Below are 17867 nucleotides of genomic sequence, written 5' to 3'. Positions count from 1 at the left end.
GCCATGCGTCTGACACTGCCCGCGATCGTCGCACTCACCGCCCTGCTCGTGGGCACGACGGCCCTGCCCGCCGCCGAGCCCGAGGTCGTGGGGCCGAACCTCGTCGCCAACGGCGGCTTCGAGCAGGGCCTGACCGGGTGGGGAGGCACGGGCAAGCTGGCGACCGACCGGAAGGCCGAGGGCCAGCAGGCCGCCCGCATTGACGGCGACGGCGGCAGCAAGATCCCGTACGTCGCCCAGACGTCCGTGCCGCTGGAGAGCGGCAAGTACTACTGCGTCTCGCTGTCGCTGTACCGGACGACCGGGCGGGGCTATGTATACGTCCACTGCAACTGGCGCGACCGGCAGGGCGGCCGGCTGATGATCTCCAAGACGTGGGCCATGCCCCGCGCGATGCCGATCACCTCGCGCACGGGCGAGCAGACTGGCCGCTGGTGCCGGCTGGCGGGGATCATCCGCAATCAGCATCCCGACCTGGGCGCCATGCAACTGGTCATCCTGCTGCGCGACGGGGCCGACAGCGTCTATGTGGATGACGTGCGGGTCGAGGAGGTGCGCTACCCGGAGGCGCCGGCCTGGCAGTTCCCCGCCGCCGTCACCTTCCCCGGCCAGCCCTCGCGCATGGGCATGAAGGTCGAGCAGGCCCGCCAGGAGGGGCAGCGCTTCACGATCACGACGACGGGCGCTGTCTGGACCTTCGACGCGACGGCGGGGACGCTCGCGGCCCGCCAGCGAATCGGCACGCAGCGCCCCGTGTGCGCGGCCACGCTCACCGGCCTGCGCGGCCCGTGGCGCTTCAGCACCCGCAGCGACGACGTGGCGGTCGTGCAGGGCGCCAACGCCGCGCTAGGCTTCCAGGGCGATTCACTGGTCACGCTGGCGACCAACGCGCCGGTGACCGTGCGCGTGCAGGCCCGGATCGGGGCACAACACTTCCGGCGCGTGGACCCGTACCTGCTGGCTGTGGATGAGGCCGGCGGCTTCTGCGTCATGCCGCACTCGCGGCCGAACCTCTCCTCCCCCGGCACCGTCCTGCAGATGCCCGAGCAGGATGTGAAGCAGCCCGGCTGGACGGTGGAGTTCCGCGTCGGCGCGCGTGAGATGCTCGGCTTCGCTATCTTCCCCGGCCGCCCCTTCAACTGGGAGCAGTCGTTCACCAAGCGGATCGTCAACACCAGCGCCTGCCCGTCGGTCGAGGAGCTGAAGGCCTACCGCCAGTATGCCAACATCCTGTTCATGTTCGCCGGCATCTACGCCGAGTACGCGCAGGGGAACTGCCATGCCCCGTATGAGGCCAAGGACCCGGCCCTGCTGCGCGAGACCATCAAGCAGGCGCACGGCCTGGGCTTCGAGGTCATCATCTACCGCCACCCGACCAGCTACGAGTGGGCGGGCATATCGCTCGATGACATGCTCGCGGACATGAAGCGCTGGCGGGACGACTACGGTTTCGATGGGTGGTATCTGGACGGCTACCCGGCGTGGACCGACTGGTTCGACTCGTACCTGACCATCCGCCGGCTGCGCGAGGAGATCGGCAGCAGGACGCTCTACGTGCACTGCACGCTCAACCCCCCGGCCGGCACGACAGAGCTGTACTGCCCGTTCATTGACTCGTACTGTGACTTCCTGCTGCGCGGCGAAGCCCAGTTCATCAACGGCCCGGCCGACCCGTACTTCCGCTACGTCATCGGCACGCAGAACATCTCCAACGCCATCGCGACTCTCAAGGGCGACCAGATGCGGGCGGTGGCGGACGGGGAGCAGAAGGCGGACCTGCGGCTGCAACTGGAGACGATGCTGAAGCTCAACGGGCGCTGCCGCTGGGCGTACCCGCGGTTCCCGTTGGGTGAGGTGGACAAGGACCCGTACCGGGGGTTCTACTTCCCGCAACTGGATCGGCAGGAGGCGGAGTGGCGGAAGACCGGGCAGCCGCCCGCGATGCGCTGGCCGTGAGCTACCCGGAGGCCGCCGCCACCTCGTCCGCCGGGCGGACGGTCGCGGCGGGCGGGTACTTGCGGTAGGCCGCTACCAGGATGGTCGCCGTGACGAACACCGCGAGCACATCCGCGATCGGCTGCGCCCCATAGGCCCACAGCACGCCGCCGAAGTGCGCCAGGAGCAGCAGCGCCGGGACGACCAGCAGCGCCTGCTGCACCATCGTTACCATCATGGCCTGCAGCCCCCGGCCCATCCCCTGTAGCGAAGCAACGCCCATCATCTGCGGCTCGACGATGAACAGCGTGATGATCCGTAGGCGGAAGGCGAGCACGCCCAGCCTCATCAGTTCGGGATCGCGCGTGAACAGCCCCACGATCTGGGGGGTCAGGCTGATGGTCAGGGCCGCCAGGCCCACGGCGATGGCCGAGGTGCCCATCGCTGCCGCCCGGTAGGCCCGCCACATGCGCCGGTAATTCTGCGCCCCGAAGTTGTAGGCCACGATGGGCAGCAGCCCCTGGTACACCCCGCCGCCGATGAACGAGATGATGAGCATCATGATGCGCAGAGCCAGCCCCTGCGCCGCCACGGCCTGCGTGCCGAACCCGGCCAGCACCGTGTTGAAGGTGAGGCCGACGACGCTGCTCACACAGCCCTGCGCCGCCGCCGGCAGCCCCACCCGCCCGATGTCGGCCAGAATCCCCGTGCGCAGCCGCAGGTGGCGCAGCGCGATCCGATAGCCGGCCTTGCCGCCCCACAGGCAGACACTCGCCAGCGCGGCGCCGCCGAACTGCGCGCACGCCGTCGCCAGCCCGGCCCCCTGCATCCCCAGCGCCGGGAACCCCCACCAGCCGAAGATCAGCAGCGGCGCCAGGATCGCGTTGATGACCGCCGACACGATCATCACGACCATCGGCAGGACCGTGTTCGCCGCGCCGCGGAACAGGCCGCTCAGGGTCATCACCGACATCAGGAACGGCGTGCCAGCGCGAGGGCCCGCAGGTACTCGATGGCCAGTGGCGCCACATCCGGCGGGGCGCCGAAGAAGCGCACCAGCGGCCCGGGCCAGGTGAGGCAGATGAGCCCGATCAGCACGCCGAAGATCAGCGGCAGCAGCACCGCGTGGCCGGCGACTTGCCCCACTTCTTCCAGCCGCCGCGCCCCGAAGCGGCGCGCCGCCAGCGACGCCACCCCCACTCCGGTCCCCATGCCCAGCGACCCCGTCACCATCTGCAGCGGGAACAGCACCGTCAGCGCCGCCATGGCCGCCGTGCCGTGCGGCAGCCGCCCCACCCAGAAGGTGTCAATCAGGTTGTACAGGCTCATCACGACCATGCCGGCGATGCTGGGCAGGCTAAGCCGGATCAGCAGTCGGCCCAGCGGCACCGTCCCCAGGTCGGCGGTGCGCTGGCTCATCTCCCCTGCGGCTGGTGCGGCGCCTGCCATGACGACATCCTTCTCCCGTGCGGTCACGCGCCCGTCGGGATAACATTACGCTTCACAAACTATTGGATGAGCAAAAGATTATGACCAGTAGCCCCGGGACTGTCAAGAGCGCCACCGGCAGGTGCCGGCCGCGCCCAGAGCGAAGGACTCCATGCTTGCCTATGGAGGTTGCCTGTGGACACGACGAGCTTCCCCGCTTACCCGCCTGCTGAGTTTCTGCCCGGCACCCACATCGAGGTGCGCAGCCCCGACCTGGTGCGTGGGCGCCTGCGGTTTGCCTTGTTCGACTTCGATGGCACCATCTCCCTCATCCGCGAGGGTTGGCAGCAGGTCATGATCCCGATGATGGTCGAGCTGCTCCAGCAGACTGGCACCGACGAGAGCGCCGAGCAACTGGAGGCCATCGTCAGCGAGTTCGTCACTCGCCTGACCGGCAAGCAGACCATCTACCAGATGATCGCGCTGGCCGATGAGATCAAGCTGCGCGGCCTCGAGCCCGAGGAACCGCTGGTCTACAAGAACATGTACCTGGACCTGCTGTGGGAGCGCATCTGCCACCGCGTCGAGGGCCTGCAGCGGGGGGAGATTGACCCCGAGGCGATGCTGGTGCCCGGCGCCCGGCACATGCTCCAGCGCCTCGCCGACGCCGGGATCACCATGTACCTCGCCAGCGGCACCGACCACCGCTTCGTGGTCTCCGAGGCCCAGGCCCTGAAAGTGGACCACTTCTTCGGCGAGTACATCTACGGCGCCCAGGACAACTACCAGAACTTCTCCAAGAAGATGGTCATTGACCGGATCATCGCCGAGAACAGCCTGCACGGCCCGGAGTTCTGCGCCTTCGGCGATGGGTTCGTCGAGGTCGAGGACGCCAAGGACTCCGGGGGCCTCGCGGTGGGTGTGGCGACGAATGAGGAGACGCGCGAGGGCATCAACGAGTGGAAGCGCAACCGGCTGATCCAGGCCGGGGCCGACCTCATCATCGGCGACTTCGCCGAGGCGGACAAGCTGCTGGACTACCTGGGCGTCTAGCCCGCGTGGGGCCGCGTGTCCTCACGCGGCCAAGCCGCACGACACGCGCGCCCACGCGAACTCTGGCGTCCACGCGGACTTCCCCGCTCCACGCGCAGGTTCCCGACCCTCAACTCACGAACCATCCACCCACTGTCATACAGGAGGACGCACCATGGCCAAGTTCACACGCATGCAGGTTCTGAATGCCATCACCGACACGGGGCTCGTGCCCGTGTTCTACAACAAGGATGTTGAGGTCGCCAAGCAGATCGTGGACGCCTGCGCCGCGGGCGGCGCGAAGGCCATCGAGTTCACCAACCGCGGCGACTTCGCCTACGAGGTCTTCGCCGAGCTGGTGAAGTACTGCCAGGAGAGCCGACCCGAGATCATCATGGGCGTGGGCTCGGTCATTGACGCTCCCACCGCCGCGCTGTACCTCGCCAATGGCGCCAACTTCATCGTCGGCCCGATCCTCAACCCCGAGGTGGCGCGCGTCTGCAACCGGCGCAAGGTGTCCTACTCGCCCGGCTGCGGCAGCGCCAGCGAGATCTCGCAGGCCGAGGAACTCGGGGTCGAGATCGTCAAGGTCTTCCCCGGCGGCGAAGTGGGTGGGCCCAAGTTCGTCAAGGCGGTCCTGGGGCCGATGCCGTGGACCTCGATCATGCCCACCGGCGGCGTGGACGCCACGGAGGAGAGCATCACCGCCTGGATCAAGGCCGGCGCGGCGGCCCTGGGCATCGGCAGCAACCTCATCACTAAGGACCTGGTCGCAGCCGGCGACTGGGAGACGCTCAGCAGGAACGTCGCCCAGTGCCTGGCGTGGGTCAAGCAGGCGCGCGGCGTGCCGGTCTTCCTGGGCATTGAGCACCCCGGCCTCTACCCCAACGCCGACGGCGAGGGCGAGGCGCTGGCCCAGTGGTATGGCGACACCTTCGGCTTCAGCGTCAAGGTCGGCAACAGCTCGGTGTTCGTGTCGGGCCAGGGGAAGGGGCGGCTGGAGGTCGCCAAGAACGCGACCCAACCCAAGGCGCATGTCTGCGTCCTGGTGAGCAACTTCGAGGCGGCGCTGGCCGAGCTGCGCGCCAAGGGCTTCGACTTCGAGGAGTTCGGCGAGAAGCCGGGCCTGAAGGCGGCTTACCTGCAGGGAACCGACCCCGCCGGCCACCGCGTCCACTTGCTGTGGAACCCGAGCGTGACGTAGGCCGTAGGAGCGCCGGCTTCCAGCCGGCAGCCGTGAGCCGTTCACGATGGGAGCGCGGGCCACATGGCCCGCGCTCCGTTGCCTTCCGTCGTGTGGGCGCGCGTGTCCCCACGCGCGCACTGCCCCCGCTACTTCCGGTGCGGCACCGCTGCCGGCGCCGAGGTCACGCCCTTCACGAGGTTCGGCAGCGTCTGCTCGGCCAGCCCCAGGCCCATGTTGAACAGGATGAACCCGTCGGCCCCTAGCTCGCGCGTCATCTCGATCTGCCCCACCACCTGATCGTCCGGGGTGATGAACTGGCCGATGCCCGCGTACAGGGGCACGGCGTGGTTCACGGCTGCAACCTGATTGGTCACCAGGTTGCGGAAGCGCGTGTCGCTGTCGGTGTAGTCCATCGGGCAGACGAAGTCCAGATAGTGCTGCTGGCACCAGTACACCCAGTCCTGCCCGACGCCGTACTTGCAGCCGGGGTAGTCGCCGAAGACCGCCGCCGAGACCTTCAGGTTCGGCTTCAGCTTGTGGGCCTGCTCGGAGACCGTCCGCACGACGGTTGTGATGTTGTCACAGCGGAACTGCATCCACTCTTCCTTGAGCACCGTGCCGCAGTCGCGGGGCCAGTTCTCGACCTGCTTGCCGATCCGCTTCTCGAACCGCTCGCGGCAGCCGTCGCAGAAGCAGCCGTCGCCGCCGGGGTAGCGGATGTAGTCGAAGTGGATGCCGTCCACGTCGTAGTTGCGCGCGACCTCCAGCATCGTGTCAATCTCGAGCTGCTGGTTGGCCGGGTTGGAGGCGCAGAGCCACTTGCCCTCCTCGCCCTTGCTGTTGATCAGCAGGCGCTTCTCGGCGCGCATCTTCTCGATGAAGTCGGCGGGCGCGTTGCCGAGGTTCCAGTTCACCTTCCAGGGGTGCACCTCGATCCCGTACTTCTTGCCGGCCGCGACGCACTGGGCGATCTGGTCGCCGTACTTCTCGAAGGTCGCCCCGTGCGGCAGCAGCTTGCTGTCGTAGTAGGCGACGCCGCCCCACCACATGTTGGGCACCACGGCGTTGAAGTTGGCGGCCTTCAGCCGCTTCATGGCCTCCTCCCAACTGCCGCAGTCGCCCGTGCCCGAGTGGTTCCACACCGCGCGCCACTCGGGCGTGCGGGACTTGTGAGCCAGGAAGTACGCCTCCTGCAGCGACGCGTGGTATCGCCCGGCCGCGACCAGCACCTGTGGGTACTGCTTGGCCGCCAGCAGCTTCCGGGCCTCGGCGGCCGCCCCGTCGGCCTGCTGCAGCGCCGCGCGGACTTTGGCGGCAAACGGCGCGCCGGCACTGGCGCTGTCCAGGAACTTCCGCAGCTCGTCGGTGCCGGGGAAGGGGCCCACCCGCTGGGAGCGTTGGAGGGCGACCTCCGCCGCGGTCTGCCAGGCGCCGGGAACGAGGTTCCCGACGAGGGCCATCATGAAGGCTTGCTTGGCGGGCGTATCGCCCTCCATCAGCACGTGGCCCATGTATGCGCCGCTGTCGCTGACCAGCACCGCGTTCCCCTGCTCGTTGCCGTTGCCGTCGCGCCACTTGGCGATGACCCGGGCGTTGTGGCCGGCGGGCTCGAACAGGTTGACGTTCCACGAGTTCTGTGGCATCGAGGCGGGCAGGCCGGGCAGGCTGCCATCGAAGGCCACGTGCGCGAACTTCCCGGGCGGGTCGGCCTTCTGCCACTGGATGCTGCCGACGCCCAGCAGGTCCGCCACGGGCTTGGGCAGCGAGTAGAACACGATGATCTTGCCGCCGGCGGCGACGTACTCCTGGACCTTCTGGATGACCTCGGGGGTCATCGCCGGGCTGTAGGCGAAGATCGCCAGCTTCTGCTGGGCCAGCGCCCCGCCAGCGACATCGGTATCGGTCAGAGCGCCCACGGGCAGGCCGGATCCGCCCAGCAGGTCGCAGATCCGTTGGGCGTAGCGGTTTAGTTCCTTGCCCTCGGCGCCCTTGGCCACCCCGGCGATGACCGCAATGTCCTCGGTGCGGGCCTGGATGTTGGCCACGGCGCAGTACGTGTCCACCGGCTTGCTCTTCCAGGCGCTCACGCGCACGGTGTCCACCTTGTCCCACCCGGCGGGTTCCCCCTCGACGCGGAAGGCGCCCTTGGGCAGAACCAGGTGCTGCCAGCCCTTCACCAGGCTGAAGCTATGGCAATACCAGCCATCGCCGCTGTGGAAGTAGATCGAGGGGTAGCTGATGAGCGAGGCGTCGTCACAGTAGAAGTCAAAGGTGATGGCCCCGGCGGTCATCAGGTTCAGGGCGCCCATGCGGTCATAGGACCCGCGCTCGATGTTGGGCGCCGTGGCGAAGGGGCAGGGAATCCTCAGCGCTTGCTTGTCGCCGTACTTGACGAACTCCGCCGGGGGAGTGCCCTCCATCGGCTGCCAGACGGCTTGCAGGGCCGCGGGGTTGGCGTACGTGGCGAAATCGTCAATGGTCTGGACCTCGGCGGCCGTGGCCGCCACGGTCAGCAACAGGCAGAGGACAGGCAGAAGCAGGCGCATGTCGGGGTACCTCCGTGTAGTGCGGGAAGGTTCGCTCCGGCGGCGCGGGGAACCTCCCGAAGGCCGGGCCGCACGGCCTGGCTCCATCTCCCACCAACCGTGAGGCAATCCGATGTCCTGCAAACTGATGATTGGCGTAATGCTACACCTGCGTGAGGGCGATCCGCAGGCAGCCGTGGACAAGGTCAAGTCGCTGGGCCTGCCGTCGTGCCAGCTCGGCTGGCCCCCGAACACGGCGCTCGAGGTCGGCCAGGCGCTCCAGGCCGCCGCCCAGGCCGCGGGGGTCACCGTGACGACGCTCTGGGCATCGCTGCCCGGCCCGGCGGTGTGGAACTTCACCGAGGGGCCGTCCACCATCGGCCTCGTCCCCGACGAATGGCGCCCCGAGCGCGTCAAGGCTCTCCAGGCCGCCGCCGTCATGGCCGGCAAGATCGGCATCCAGTCCATCACCACCCACTGCGGCTTCATCCCCTCGTGGCCCGGCGACCGCCAGTACCAGGAGACCGTGGCGGCCCTCAAGGACGTCCTGGCCGCCTGCACCGACAGCGGCGTGCAGTTCTGGTATGAGACCGGCCAGGAGACGCCCATCACGCTCCTGCGCACCATCCAGGACGTGGGTTACGAGAACCAGGGCATCAACCTGGACCCCGCCAACCTGCTGATGTACGGCAATGGCAACCCGGTGGACGCCCTGGATGTCTTTGGCACCTGGGTGCGCGGCGTGCACGCCAAGGACGGGGAGTACCCCACCGGCGGCGAGAAGCTGGGCGTGGAGAAGCCGATGGGCGAGGGCCGGGTGAACTTCCCGGTGCTGGTGCCCAAGCTCAAGAGCCTGGGCTACTGCGGGGCGCTGACCATCGAGCGCGAGATCAGCGGCGACAAGCAGGTCGAGGACATCCAGCGGGCGATGGCGATCCTCGAGCCGCTGTGCTGAGAGCGTACTGAGGGGTCTGTCCCCGCCGGGGTCGGCGCAGCCGGCCCCAGAGGGGGCTGACCCCGCCGTGGGGCCGGAGGACCTGACGCGCTGCAATCGCGTCAGGCCCCCGGCCCCTTACCTTCCCCCGTGCGGCTCGGGAGCGCCGCGCTCCCACTAGGTCGCCGGGACGGCCTCTTCGGCGAACAGACCCTGCATCTGCCGCCGGACCTGCCCCAGGTGGTACGAGACGTTCGCCGTGGTGCAGCCCAGCCGGTCGGCCGCGCTGGTGCAGCTCTCGCCGGCGATCAGCATGTCCAGGACGCTCTGCTGCATCGGGGTCATCGTGTCGGCCAGCTTGTCCACCGCCAGGCGCAGCACCGTCTCGGCCTCCGTGTTCGCCCGCTCGTCCTCGCCCTGGTAGTCTTCCAGGGGCGCCATCTGGCGGCGCAGGGACCACTTCAGGTAGTCCAGGACCGCCCAGCGGGCCCGGCGCAGCAGGTACTCCTGCGGCGACCCGATGTGCAGGCGTGTCTCGGGGAGGGCCTCGAAGACCGCGCACCACGCCTCTTGCAGCAGATCATCATAGTCGAGATTGCCGCGTCGCGCGTAGTACCGCGCCATCGAGGCCAGCCGGGGCCGCAACGCTGCCGCCAGTTGCGCCCTCGCCCTGGTACAACCTGTCTGTGCCGCCGCGATCAAAGCTCTCATCGGTCTCACTTCTTCTCCCGCTCTCCCGGCGGGTGGTGCGGGCCTCTATCCCGCATAAGTTGCGGCCGACAAAACAAAACGGCCGCGAGCTGTCTTTGCTCGCGGCCGTTCTGATGACAGGTAAGGACCTAGGGTCTATCCATCAGGTGAGCGTCGTGGCCGCGAGCCGGGCGCCGCGTGGGGGGCATTAACGCCCGTAATGTCCACGTGGAGGCCAAGCAGCAGGGAGCAGACATGAAGGGACGCGCTCAACAGCGCGCCGTTCACATTCATGTTGTCCCTGACCAGACGCGTCTTCACTGAACTCAACTCTGTATGCGACACGTTTGCCCCCCGCGCAAGCGGGAGGTACACACCTATGCGAGGCTGCTACGGCTACATTATAGTCCAAACCGGGGTACTTGTTAAGGAGAACCGAACGGTCGTGGCAACTATTTTCGCGCGACCCGCCCGGTGAGGCGCCGGACGAATTCGCCGTTGGCCACGGAGGTGCCGCCGCTGCCGCCCTGACTGTCGGGGGCCTCGGGGCCCAGGCAGCGCCGGATGGCCGCCCGCAGGTCCTGCGAGTCGGCCGTGAAGTCCAGCAGCATTTCCGCTTCGAGGACCGCCGCCCGGGTCAGCGCCTGTGCGCCGACGGTATCGTGCGCCTCGATCCCGGTGGTGCAGTCGCGCAGCAGGATGGTGTTGTAGCCGCGGTGGTGCATGGCCCTCATGCCGTAGTCGCGGGCCAGGACGCACATGTTGGCGGCGAAGCCGGCGTACAGCAGGTGCAGAATCTTGCGGTGGCGCAGCAGGCGGTGCAGTTGCCGCCCGGTGGCGATCACGAACTCCCCGTCCTGCGGCTCGAGTTCCGGCGCGATGCGGCGCTGGTCCGCCTCGACGACCCGCCAGGCCTGCACGACCGCGCCGGGCTGCTTGGCGAACTGCTGGTACTCGCCACTGCGGCTGCGGAAGCCCGGGGGCGGCCAGTCGGGAACGGAGGTCGCCTGCCGGCTGAATAGCTCCTCATCGCCGGCGTACTGCAGCCACTGCGGGTACCTCTTGGCCTGTGCGGGCGAGGGAGCGTGGACGACGGTGATGCCGATCTCATGGCACGCGTCGCGGAGGGGGACGATGCACTCGCGGATGATCTGGTCGCTGCGCGCCAGGAAGCTCTTGAGGTAATGGCGGTCCCAGCAGTCTACGAGGATCAGGGCCATCTCCTGGGGCTTGAACGACCGCACGCTCTCGACGGCGCGCGTGTTCTCCTCCAGCCAGAGTTGGCCTTCACCGAAGTCGAAGTGGTAGTGCCGCAGCTTGAGGTCCAGTTCCGCCATGCGCCTACTCCGGGGTTCTGTCGGTGCCGGGCCGCGCCGCCAGAAGCTGTTCTGAGACAAGCACCCCCATTGTAGCACATCCGTGACTGCTGCGTTGCGAATTCGTTGCACGACACGCGGAGCGGGCCCGAGAGCCGGCGGTCAGGAAGCGCACGTGTCAATGAACCGTTGCAGCACCTCGGTCGGGGTGGCCGTGCCGGTCGTGCCGACCTGCTGGACGGTGATGCTGGCCACGAGGTTACCCATCAAGGCGGCCTCCTCGACCGTGGCGCCGGCGCACAGGGCCGACACGATGCCCGCGGTGGCACTGTCGCCCGCGCCACAGATGTCCAAGGGGCCGGTGACCGGGATGCCCGGCACGTGTGTCGCTCCCTCGTCCCGGCACACGAGCATGCCATCGGGACCGAGGGTGATGTAAACCGGCCGGCCGTTGCGGCGGGCGAGTTCGCGTCCGACACGCTCCAGCGCGGCCCGCGCGTCCTCGCCCCCCGTGGGCTCCGGCTCGCCCATGATTCCCGCTGCCTCGCGGGCATTGGGCTTGATGATGGCGTTGCGGAAGTCGCCGGCGTTCGCCCGTGAGTCGGCGAAGAAGATCACGTCCTCATGCGCCGCGGCCAGCTCGGCCACCCGGTCGCGCATGAAGGGCGTGATGACTCCCAGTTGCTCCTCGGCCACCTGATCGGCGATGATGACGGCCTGCACTTCCGGCAGGACCGCCTCCAGCTCGGCCAGGAGGCGCTCCTGCACTGCCTCGGTCAGCGGCCGGCGGTTCTTGAGGTCCAGGCGGTGGCTCTCTTGCTCGCTGCCATCGGGCTGGATGACCATGGGCTTGGTGTAGGTGGGAGTGAAGATCTCCTCCAGCACGAGCAGGTGCGTCATGTCCACGCCGGTGCGCTGCAGGCCCTGGCGCAACTCGTAGCCCTGCCCGTCGTCGCCGATGGCGCCGACTGCATGGATGCTGCCGATCTGCAGCGCGGCCAGGTTCGAGGTCACCGTGCCCGCGGCGCCGGGGCTATGGCGGATGCTCACCACCTGGAAGGCGTCCAGGCCCGTCTCCAGCGAGGGCTCGTTGAGGGCCGGGTCAATGACGAGGTACTTGTCCAGGAAGAAATCGCCGCAGACCGCCAGCCGCACGGTGGGGAAGCGGTCGAGGATATCGAGGAAGCGGTCGGAGTCAATCATGCGTAAACGACCTTGAACAGGATAGGCAGGATGAGGGCAACGTTAGGCAGGACGCCCGTGGGAGCGGTCACCGACCGCGACCGGCACATGGCAGGACGCCTGTGGGAGCGGTCACCGACCGCGACCGGCACATGGCAGGACGCCTGTGGGAGCGGTCACCGACCGCGACCGGTAGAACGACTGTCGCGGTCGGTGACCGCTCCCACGCCCTTGTCACCGCTCCCACGCCCTTTTCTGGCTTACCCAGTTAGCCTTCTCCACAGGTTCGGGATGCTCTGCCGGTGGTCCGCCTGGATGTAGATGCTCTGGCCGCCGTCAGCCACGGTGCGGACCAGGATCGTTTTCCAGGGCCGGTAGTAGTACATCGGGTGAGATTTCGGCGCCTGCTTGTGACAGTCCTCTCCCAGGTCGTGCAGATCGAAGTTGGCGGTCAGGAAGCGCCGGATCTCCTGCCCGTCCTGCCGGGCCACGTTGCGGGCCATGCTCAGGGCCTTCAGGTACACTTCGGGCCCCATGACGGCGCTGCCGAAGTTCAGGAAGACCCCGCCCTCCAGGCTCCGGATGGCCTCGGCGAAGACCAGGAAGTCGGCATACGAGGCCGCGCCCAGCGCCGCGCCGTCGCAGTTGGGGTGCTCGTGGGTGATGTCGTAGCCGATGCCCAGGTGCACGGTGGCGGGCACACTCAGCTCATGCGCGGTGGCGACGATGCTGACCTGCAGGTGGGGCGGGTTGGCCTGGCGGATCATCCGCCCGATGGCCTCCCCCAGGCCGATCCCCTCGGCCGCCGCGGCCTTCGCCGCCTCATTCACGGCCCCGGTCTCCTGCCACAGGCCGAACTCCCCGACGCGGATGTAGTCGGCCACACTCTCGGTCGTGGCGCCGATGAGCGCCAGCTCCCAGTCGTGGATGGTGCAGGCGCCGTTCATCGCGACATGGGTGATGACGCCGCGCCGCAGCAGGTCCACGACGAAGCGCGACAGGCCCTGCTTGATGACATGAGCGCCCATCATCCAGATGACCGGGCAGCCCTGGGCGCGGGCGCTGCGCATGGCGGCAGCGATGGTGTCGAGGTCGGGGTTATCCAGCGGCGCGACAGGGGCGTCGAGTTGCAGGACATCATCCAGCGTCATGTCATGCCGCCGCTCGCGCAACGGGCGGAGGATCAGGCGGGAACGGTCGAACTGTGGGTAAGGCACCTGTGACTCCTTGTCCGTGCCGTGGGTGTCGCGCTGTGTACTCGTGGGCCGGCAACAGTGCTGCGTCAGCTATCTATGCCGTAGTTGTCCAGGGCCATTATCTCATCGTCAAGGGCCGCGAGGATACCCTCTGGGTCATACTGCGCCAGCACATCGCCCCAGGTCGACGGCTGCTCGGGATCTTTGTAGTCACGGAACAGGTCGAGGCCCTTCCGGAGTATCTTGGCCATGTCCGTCAGGCCGACGGTCTCCAGGGCCTCCCCCTGTGCTTGCACTGCAGCGAGATCCGGGAGTGTGTTGTAGAAGTAGCCTGCAAGCATCCCCATTTCCCAGTCGAGAATGAACTTCCACGCAAGATAGAACGGAACAACCTCAGGCGGCAGTGAGGCCCCGTCGTCATTGACCCCACGATCGAAGGCATCTTGTAGCCGTTCCGCTAGGCCCACGTGTCTCGACCTCCTGTCGCTGTTACAGCCTCTGCCTGCCCTTCTGGTTCACCATCTCAACTGGCGCCAGGTCGCACCCCATGCCGCCACCCGCGCAGCGGGCGGAGGATCAGTCGGGAACGGTCGAACTGTGGGTAAGGCATACTCACCTCTCCAGGAAGACCTCCAGCGCCATGGACGGCCTCATGGGGTCGGCTGGGTCGCCGGTCCTACGGACGCCGCGAGCGAGATGGCGAAGGTGTTCGGCCCCTCAAAAGTGCGCTGGGGGAAGTATACCTCTCGGGTATTGCCTTCCGCCAGTCGCAGGCCGTGGTCCATGTTCAGCACCACGACGGACTTCCCGTCGCGCTTCGCGACATGGTCAATCGGGTAGCCGTGGGTGACGCCGCCGGCATGGGTGACGATCGCCCAGGCGCCTCGCAGGGCCTCCCCCGCCGGCAGGTCGGCGGTCGTGACGAAGGCGTCCTCAGGCGCGCCGTCGGCCTGTCGGGTCGCGCTCTCCATGGTCCCCTCGTAGCGAGCGGCAGGCTGCGTCAGCTTCATCGGGCCGGCCGCCACCTCCTCCCCGTCAAAGAGCCACAGGCCCTGCGGCTGCCCGGCGACACGGCGGATGAGGGCGAGGCGTCCGCGCAGCCGTACGCCCGAGGTCGGCTCCCAGGCGGCGAAGGGCGGCTCCTGGGTCGTGCTGAGGATGAGGTCCTCGGTCTGCCCGTGGCGGACGCGCAGGGCCACGGCGCCCGGCGGGGCGTCCGTCAGCGGGAGGCGTTCGACGGACTGGATGCAGGGCTCCCCGGCGAAGGGTTCGAGCACACTGGCGAACGCCGACTCCAGGGGGCCGGTCGCGCTCTGGCGGCGCACCACGAGGTGGGGCATCCAGTAGTCATAGATCTTGCGGTTGTCGGCCTGGGTGCCCGTGCCGGTGCGGCGGACGGAGGGGCTGCGGCCCAGAAAGACGCTGACCGACCCGGGTGGGGCGACATGCAGGCGCACGCCCCGTGTGGCCTCGGCGGCATAGCGGAAGGTCGTCACGAAGCCGCCGTCGGCCGGGGCCGAGCGCAGGTCGCGCAGCATCCCGTAGGAGGCCGATGGCTTCACGGACGGCGCTTCCGCCGGCGGCGCGGTCAGCTCCGTCGTCGCCGTCAGCGGGAGGCTGCACTCGGCCGTCATGTCCTCATCGGCGTCGCCGTGCATCAGCCAGTCATGCACCTGCCCGCCGCGCACGCGGAACAGGTCCACCACATAGGCGTCCTGGGCGGACACGGGTACGAGCACCAGCAGGCGCTGGTAGCAGTCCACACCCGGGAGACGCCCGTAGGCGCGCCGGCCGTCGGCCTCGACCGCGCTGACGCCGCCGGTGCCGGGGAAGAACGCCAGCAGGTCGCCGTCGGAGGGCCGTCCGGTCTGGTCCTGGCCGTCCACGGCGACGAGGTTGTGGCTGATGGTGCTGGTGTTCCAGGCGCGGATGTCGGACCAGGTGTAGCCGAGGTCCGACAGCATCTCGCGCCCCTTGGCCCAGAGCTGGAAGCTCAGGGTGTCGAGGTGGTTGTGCCCGTAGGCGCCGGAGAAGTGCAGGAGGGCCTGCATCTGGTGGTCGCCCGCGCCACGGCCCAGGGAGGCCTGGCCGAACCCCGGCAGCAGCGCCGAGGCCGTGGCCTCCCGCGGCGCTGAGCGGCGCTCCCCGGCCCAGACATCATGCACCGGCGGCGAGCAGCCGTTGGGGAAGTCCACGATCTCCGGGGCGTGCTGCACCCGCGCCCAGAAGGGCAACTCCTGCTCGGGGTTCAGGTTCTCGAAGTGCCGGCCATCGGTGGCATCGGTATATCCGGGCGGGTCGGAGTAACCCCGGACGCAGTTGAAGCAGCTACGCAGGCCGCCGGTGGTCATGTAGTGATACGAGGCCGATTCGTGCCACATGCCGTCATAGAAGCAGCCGGCGTTCACGTTCCGGGCGATCCAGCCGAAGGCCCAGTGCACCCACGCGGGCTCGTTGAGGACCCGGCCCATCTTGGCCGCCGTGCCCAGGTAGGCCACGTAGTTGTCTATGTGCTTGGGGTTGGCGCGGACGGACTCGAAGACGGGGATGAGGAAGTCCTGCTCCAGGCGCTCGCGTACGTCGTAGCCCCGCTCGGCCGAAAGGCGGTCGAACTCGGGGCTGGCGTAGACCATGTCGTAGGCCTCGATGACGCCCGCGGGCAACTCGCCGCCCGGGTAGTGCCACCCCCACTTGCCCGCGTCCCAGGTGTACGGCGGCTGCTGCGAGGGGGCGAACTCGAACACGCGGCGCGGGATGCCGCCCACCCGGATGACCGGCAGGTGCGGGTAGACCTGCGCCATGCGGTCGAGGATCAGGGCCACGCGGCGGGCATACTCGGGCTTGCCGGTGGCCAGATGGGCCTGCGCCAGCGCCGTCATCTGCCCCTGGAGCCAGTTGCGCTTGTACATCGCGATGTTGAGCGTGAAGAAGTGCCGCGTCTGATGCTTCTCGTCGTTGTAGTAGTGGTACCGTACCGTCTCCCCCAGGGAGTTCTTGCCCTCCAGCACCTCGGTCTCGCGGTACTTGCCCTCCGCGGTCCACACGAAGCCGCAGTACCGGCACTTCAGCTCCTCAGGCCGGTCCACGCTCCAACTGAACACATGGTCGGCATCCACCCCGCCGAAGCACTCGGGGCAATGGCAGAAGCGGGTGAAGTGCTCGGCCGGGACGAAGGCGAGCATCTGCGCCTCGGTCAGGGCCATCACGGGTGCGGCCGCCCGCTCGTATTCGGCGGTCTTGGCTGGGTCCAGACCAGGGTCGAGGACGGGGTGCTTGAGGCCCAGGGCGCGCCCGCCGGCATGGGCCGGCACGCACAGGCACAGCAGCCAGGCCAGCAGCGTCGCCGGTGCCACGAGACGCTCGAGGGGTAGGGGCGTCATCATCTGGTCAGGCCTCCGGGTGCGTCTGGCCGGTGCGTGCTACAGCCCGACCGGCGGGGGCAACTCCACGACCTGGCGCGTGCGTGAGGACTGGTACATCGCCTGCGCCACCTCGACCACCCGCCGCCCCCACGCGCCGCCGATAGAGGGGTCGCGGTCCTGCTCGACGCAGTCAATGAACTCCTGCCACTCGGCGGTCCACGCGGGCGGGAAGTCCCCCGGCTGCAGCTCCTCCGCCTGCCCGTCGCGGTAGAGCGTCAGCGGGCCGGACGTGTCGCACGCCAGCGCCGCGTCAGTGCCGGTCAGCTCCAGGCGGCCGAGGTTGCGCCGACCGTAGGCGTCCTGCCAGAGCGTGATCGTGGCCCCGCCCGACAGGTGCAGCATCCCCAGCGTGTGCAGCTCGATGTCAATGTGGGTCAGGTCCGGCCGCTCGTTGCCGCAGGTGGCGTAGACGGCCACGACGTGCTGGCCCGTCAGCCACATCAGGCGGCCGATGCTGTGCGAGCCGTTGTTCATCACCGTGCCGCCGCCGGCCATGTCCTTGCGCAGCAGCCACTTGATCTTCCGCTCGCTCTCCGGCTCCACCTGACCATACGACATCTGGTCCAGCCCCAGGACGAGATGGCCCAGACGCCCGGCCTGGATGATCTCACGGGCCGTGCGCAGCGTGGGCATGAAGTGGTGCGTGTAGCCGACCATCAGCTTGCGCCCGGTCCGCTGCTGGGCGGCGATGATCTGATCACACTCCGCGACCGAGCAGGCCATGGGCTTCTCCAGCAGCACATGCTTGCCGGCCTCCAGCGCGGCGATGGCCACTTCGCGGTGCAAGCAGTGCGGCACGCCCACGACGACGGCGTCGCAGTCGCAGCGGTCGAGCATGTCGCGGTAGTCGCCGTACGCCTCGCCCCCGTAGCGCTCGGCCATGAGGCGGGCCTGCTCCTCGTTGGGGTCCACGAACGCGGCGATGGGATGGTCCGGGAAGTTGGCGAGGGCGTCGGCATGGTGGCCGCCGACGCGGCCGGCGCCGATGATGGCAGTGCGCATGGTAGGGCTCCGTGGGTTG

Annotated in this window: 13 protein-coding genes and 1 pseudogene; 4 read left to right on the top strand and 10 right to left on the bottom strand. The window is 68.5% G+C overall.

Annotation, left to right across the window (positions count from 1 at the left end; all coding sequences use genetic code 11):
- Positions 1–3 precede the first annotated feature (3 nt).
- Positions 4–1956, top strand: a complete 1953-nt coding sequence (locus LLH23_11785; GenBank protein MCE5239154.1) for a hypothetical protein — start codon at positions 4–6, stop codon at positions 1954–1956.
- 1 nt (position 1957) lies between these two features.
- On the opposite strand, the gene LLH23_11780 is transcribed toward LLH23_11785, so the two are convergent.
- Positions 1958–2899 carry a hypothetical protein gene (locus LLH23_11780; protein ID MCE5239153.1) on the bottom strand — a complete coding sequence of 314 codons (942 nt, stop codon included), beginning with the start codon at positions 2897–2899 and terminating at the stop codon, positions 1958–1960.
- Positions 2900–2907: 8 nt separating this feature from the next.
- A complete protein-coding gene (locus LLH23_11775) occupies positions 2908–3384 on the bottom strand; it encodes a hypothetical protein (protein ID MCE5239152.1) in 477 nt (158 codons plus the stop codon).
- 174 nt (positions 3385–3558) lie between these two features.
- On the opposite strand from LLH23_11775, the gene LLH23_11770 reads away from it, so the two are divergent.
- Positions 3559–4416: an HAD hydrolase-like protein gene (locus tag LLH23_11770; GenBank protein ID MCE5239151.1), complete on the top strand. Its 858-nt coding sequence runs from the start codon at positions 3559–3561 to the stop codon at positions 4414–4416.
- Positions 4417–4570: 154 nt separating this feature from the next.
- Positions 4571–5239, top strand: a pseudogene (locus LLH23_11765) (bifunctional 4-hydroxy-2-oxoglutarate aldolase/2-dehydro-3-deoxy-phosphogluconate aldolase).
- A 488-nt stretch (positions 5240–5727) separates the two neighbouring features.
- Here the strand turns inward: LLH23_11765 and LLH23_11760 are convergent.
- Positions 5728–8127 carry a family 10 glycosylhydrolase gene (locus LLH23_11760; protein ID MCE5239150.1) on the bottom strand — a complete coding sequence of 800 codons (2400 nt, stop codon included), beginning with the start codon at positions 8125–8127 and terminating at the stop codon, positions 5728–5730.
- Between the two features lie 112 nt (positions 8128–8239).
- Between LLH23_11760 and LLH23_11755 the strand changes: the two genes are divergently transcribed.
- Positions 8240–9061, top strand: a complete 822-nt coding sequence (locus LLH23_11755) for a sugar phosphate isomerase/epimerase (protein ID MCE5239149.1) — start codon at positions 8240–8242, stop codon at positions 9059–9061.
- Positions 9062–9217: 156 nt separating this feature from the next.
- Here LLH23_11755 and LLH23_11750 read toward each other — a convergent pair whose 3' ends face one another.
- From LLH23_11750 to LLH23_11720, 7 genes are all read right to left on the bottom strand, one after another.
- Positions 9218–9751: a sigma-70 family RNA polymerase sigma factor gene (locus LLH23_11750; protein ID MCE5239148.1), complete on the bottom strand. Its 534-nt coding sequence runs from the start codon at positions 9749–9751 to the stop codon at positions 9218–9220.
- Between the two features lie 431 nt (positions 9752–10182).
- A complete protein-coding gene (locus LLH23_11745) occupies positions 10183–11067 on the bottom strand; it encodes a cysteine hydrolase (GenBank protein ID MCE5239147.1) in 885 nt (294 codons plus the stop codon).
- 141 nt (positions 11068–11208) lie between these two features.
- Positions 11209–12249 carry a PfkB family carbohydrate kinase gene (locus LLH23_11740; GenBank protein MCE5239146.1) on the bottom strand — a complete coding sequence of 347 codons (1041 nt, stop codon included), beginning with the start codon at positions 12247–12249 and terminating at the stop codon, positions 11209–11211.
- A 239-nt stretch (positions 12250–12488) separates the two neighbouring features.
- The gene (locus LLH23_11735; protein MCE5239145.1) at positions 12489–13445 is read right to left on the bottom strand and encodes a hypothetical protein; all 957 of its coding nucleotides are present in this window, start codon (positions 13443–13445) and stop codon (positions 12489–12491) included.
- Positions 13446–13510: 65 nt separating this feature from the next.
- Positions 13511–13891, bottom strand: coding sequence for a DMP19 family protein (locus LLH23_11730; GenBank protein ID MCE5239144.1), 381 nt, complete (start codon positions 13889–13891; stop codon positions 13511–13513).
- A gap of 183 nt (positions 13892–14074) precedes the next feature.
- Positions 14075–16807 carry a heparinase II/III-family protein gene (locus tag LLH23_11725; GenBank protein MCE5239143.1) on the bottom strand — a complete coding sequence of 911 codons (2733 nt, stop codon included), beginning with the start codon at positions 16805–16807 and terminating at the stop codon, positions 14075–14077.
- Between the two features lie 36 nt (positions 16808–16843).
- Entirely contained in the window at positions 16844–17848 is a 1005-nt protein-coding gene (locus LLH23_11720; protein MCE5239142.1) for a Gfo/Idh/MocA family oxidoreductase, read from the bottom strand.
- Positions 17849–17867 lie beyond the last annotated feature (19 nt).

The sequence above is a fragment of the bacterium genome, assembly GCA_021372615.1.
Taxonomy (GTDB): domain Bacteria; phylum Armatimonadota; class Zipacnadia; order Zipacnadales; family UBA11051; genus JAJFUB01.
This window is presented reverse-complemented; position numbering and strand designations above follow the sequence as displayed.

What these genes read in the sequence shown, in the direction of transcription:
- LLH23_11785 (MCE5239154.1), top strand. Translation starts at nt 4, where the DNA reads ATGCGTCTGACACTGCCCGCGATCGTCGCACTCACCGCCCTGCTCGTG.
- LLH23_11780 (MCE5239153.1), bottom strand. Translation starts at nt 2,899, where the DNA reads ATGACCCTGAGCGGCCTGTTCCGCGGCGCGGCGAACACGGTCCTGCCG.
- LLH23_11775 (MCE5239152.1), bottom strand. Translation starts at nt 3,384, where the DNA reads ATGGCAGGCGCCGCACCAGCCGCAGGGGAGATGAGCCAGCGCACCGCC.
- LLH23_11760 (MCE5239150.1), bottom strand. Translation starts at nt 8,127, where the DNA reads ATGCGCCTGCTTCTGCCTGTCCTCTGCCTGTTGCTGACCGTGGCGGCC.
- LLH23_11755 (MCE5239149.1), top strand. Translation starts at nt 8,240, where the DNA reads ATGTCCTGCAAACTGATGATTGGCGTAATGCTACACCTGCGTGAGGGC.
- LLH23_11750 (MCE5239148.1), bottom strand. Translation starts at nt 9,751, where the DNA reads ATGAGAGCTTTGATCGCGGCGGCACAGACAGGTTGTACCAGGGCGAGG.
- LLH23_11745 (MCE5239147.1), bottom strand. Translation starts at nt 11,067, where the DNA reads ATGGCGGAACTGGACCTCAAGCTGCGGCACTACCACTTCGACTTCGGT.
- LLH23_11740 (MCE5239146.1), bottom strand. Translation starts at nt 12,249, where the DNA reads ATGATTGACTCCGACCGCTTCCTCGATATCCTCGACCGCTTCCCCACC.
- LLH23_11725 (MCE5239143.1), bottom strand. Translation starts at nt 16,807, where the DNA reads ATGATGACGCCCCTACCCCTCGAGCGTCTCGTGGCACCGGCGACGCTG.
- LLH23_11720 (MCE5239142.1), bottom strand. Translation starts at nt 17,848, where the DNA reads ATGCGCACTGCCATCATCGGCGCCGGCCGCGTCGGCGGCCACCATGCC.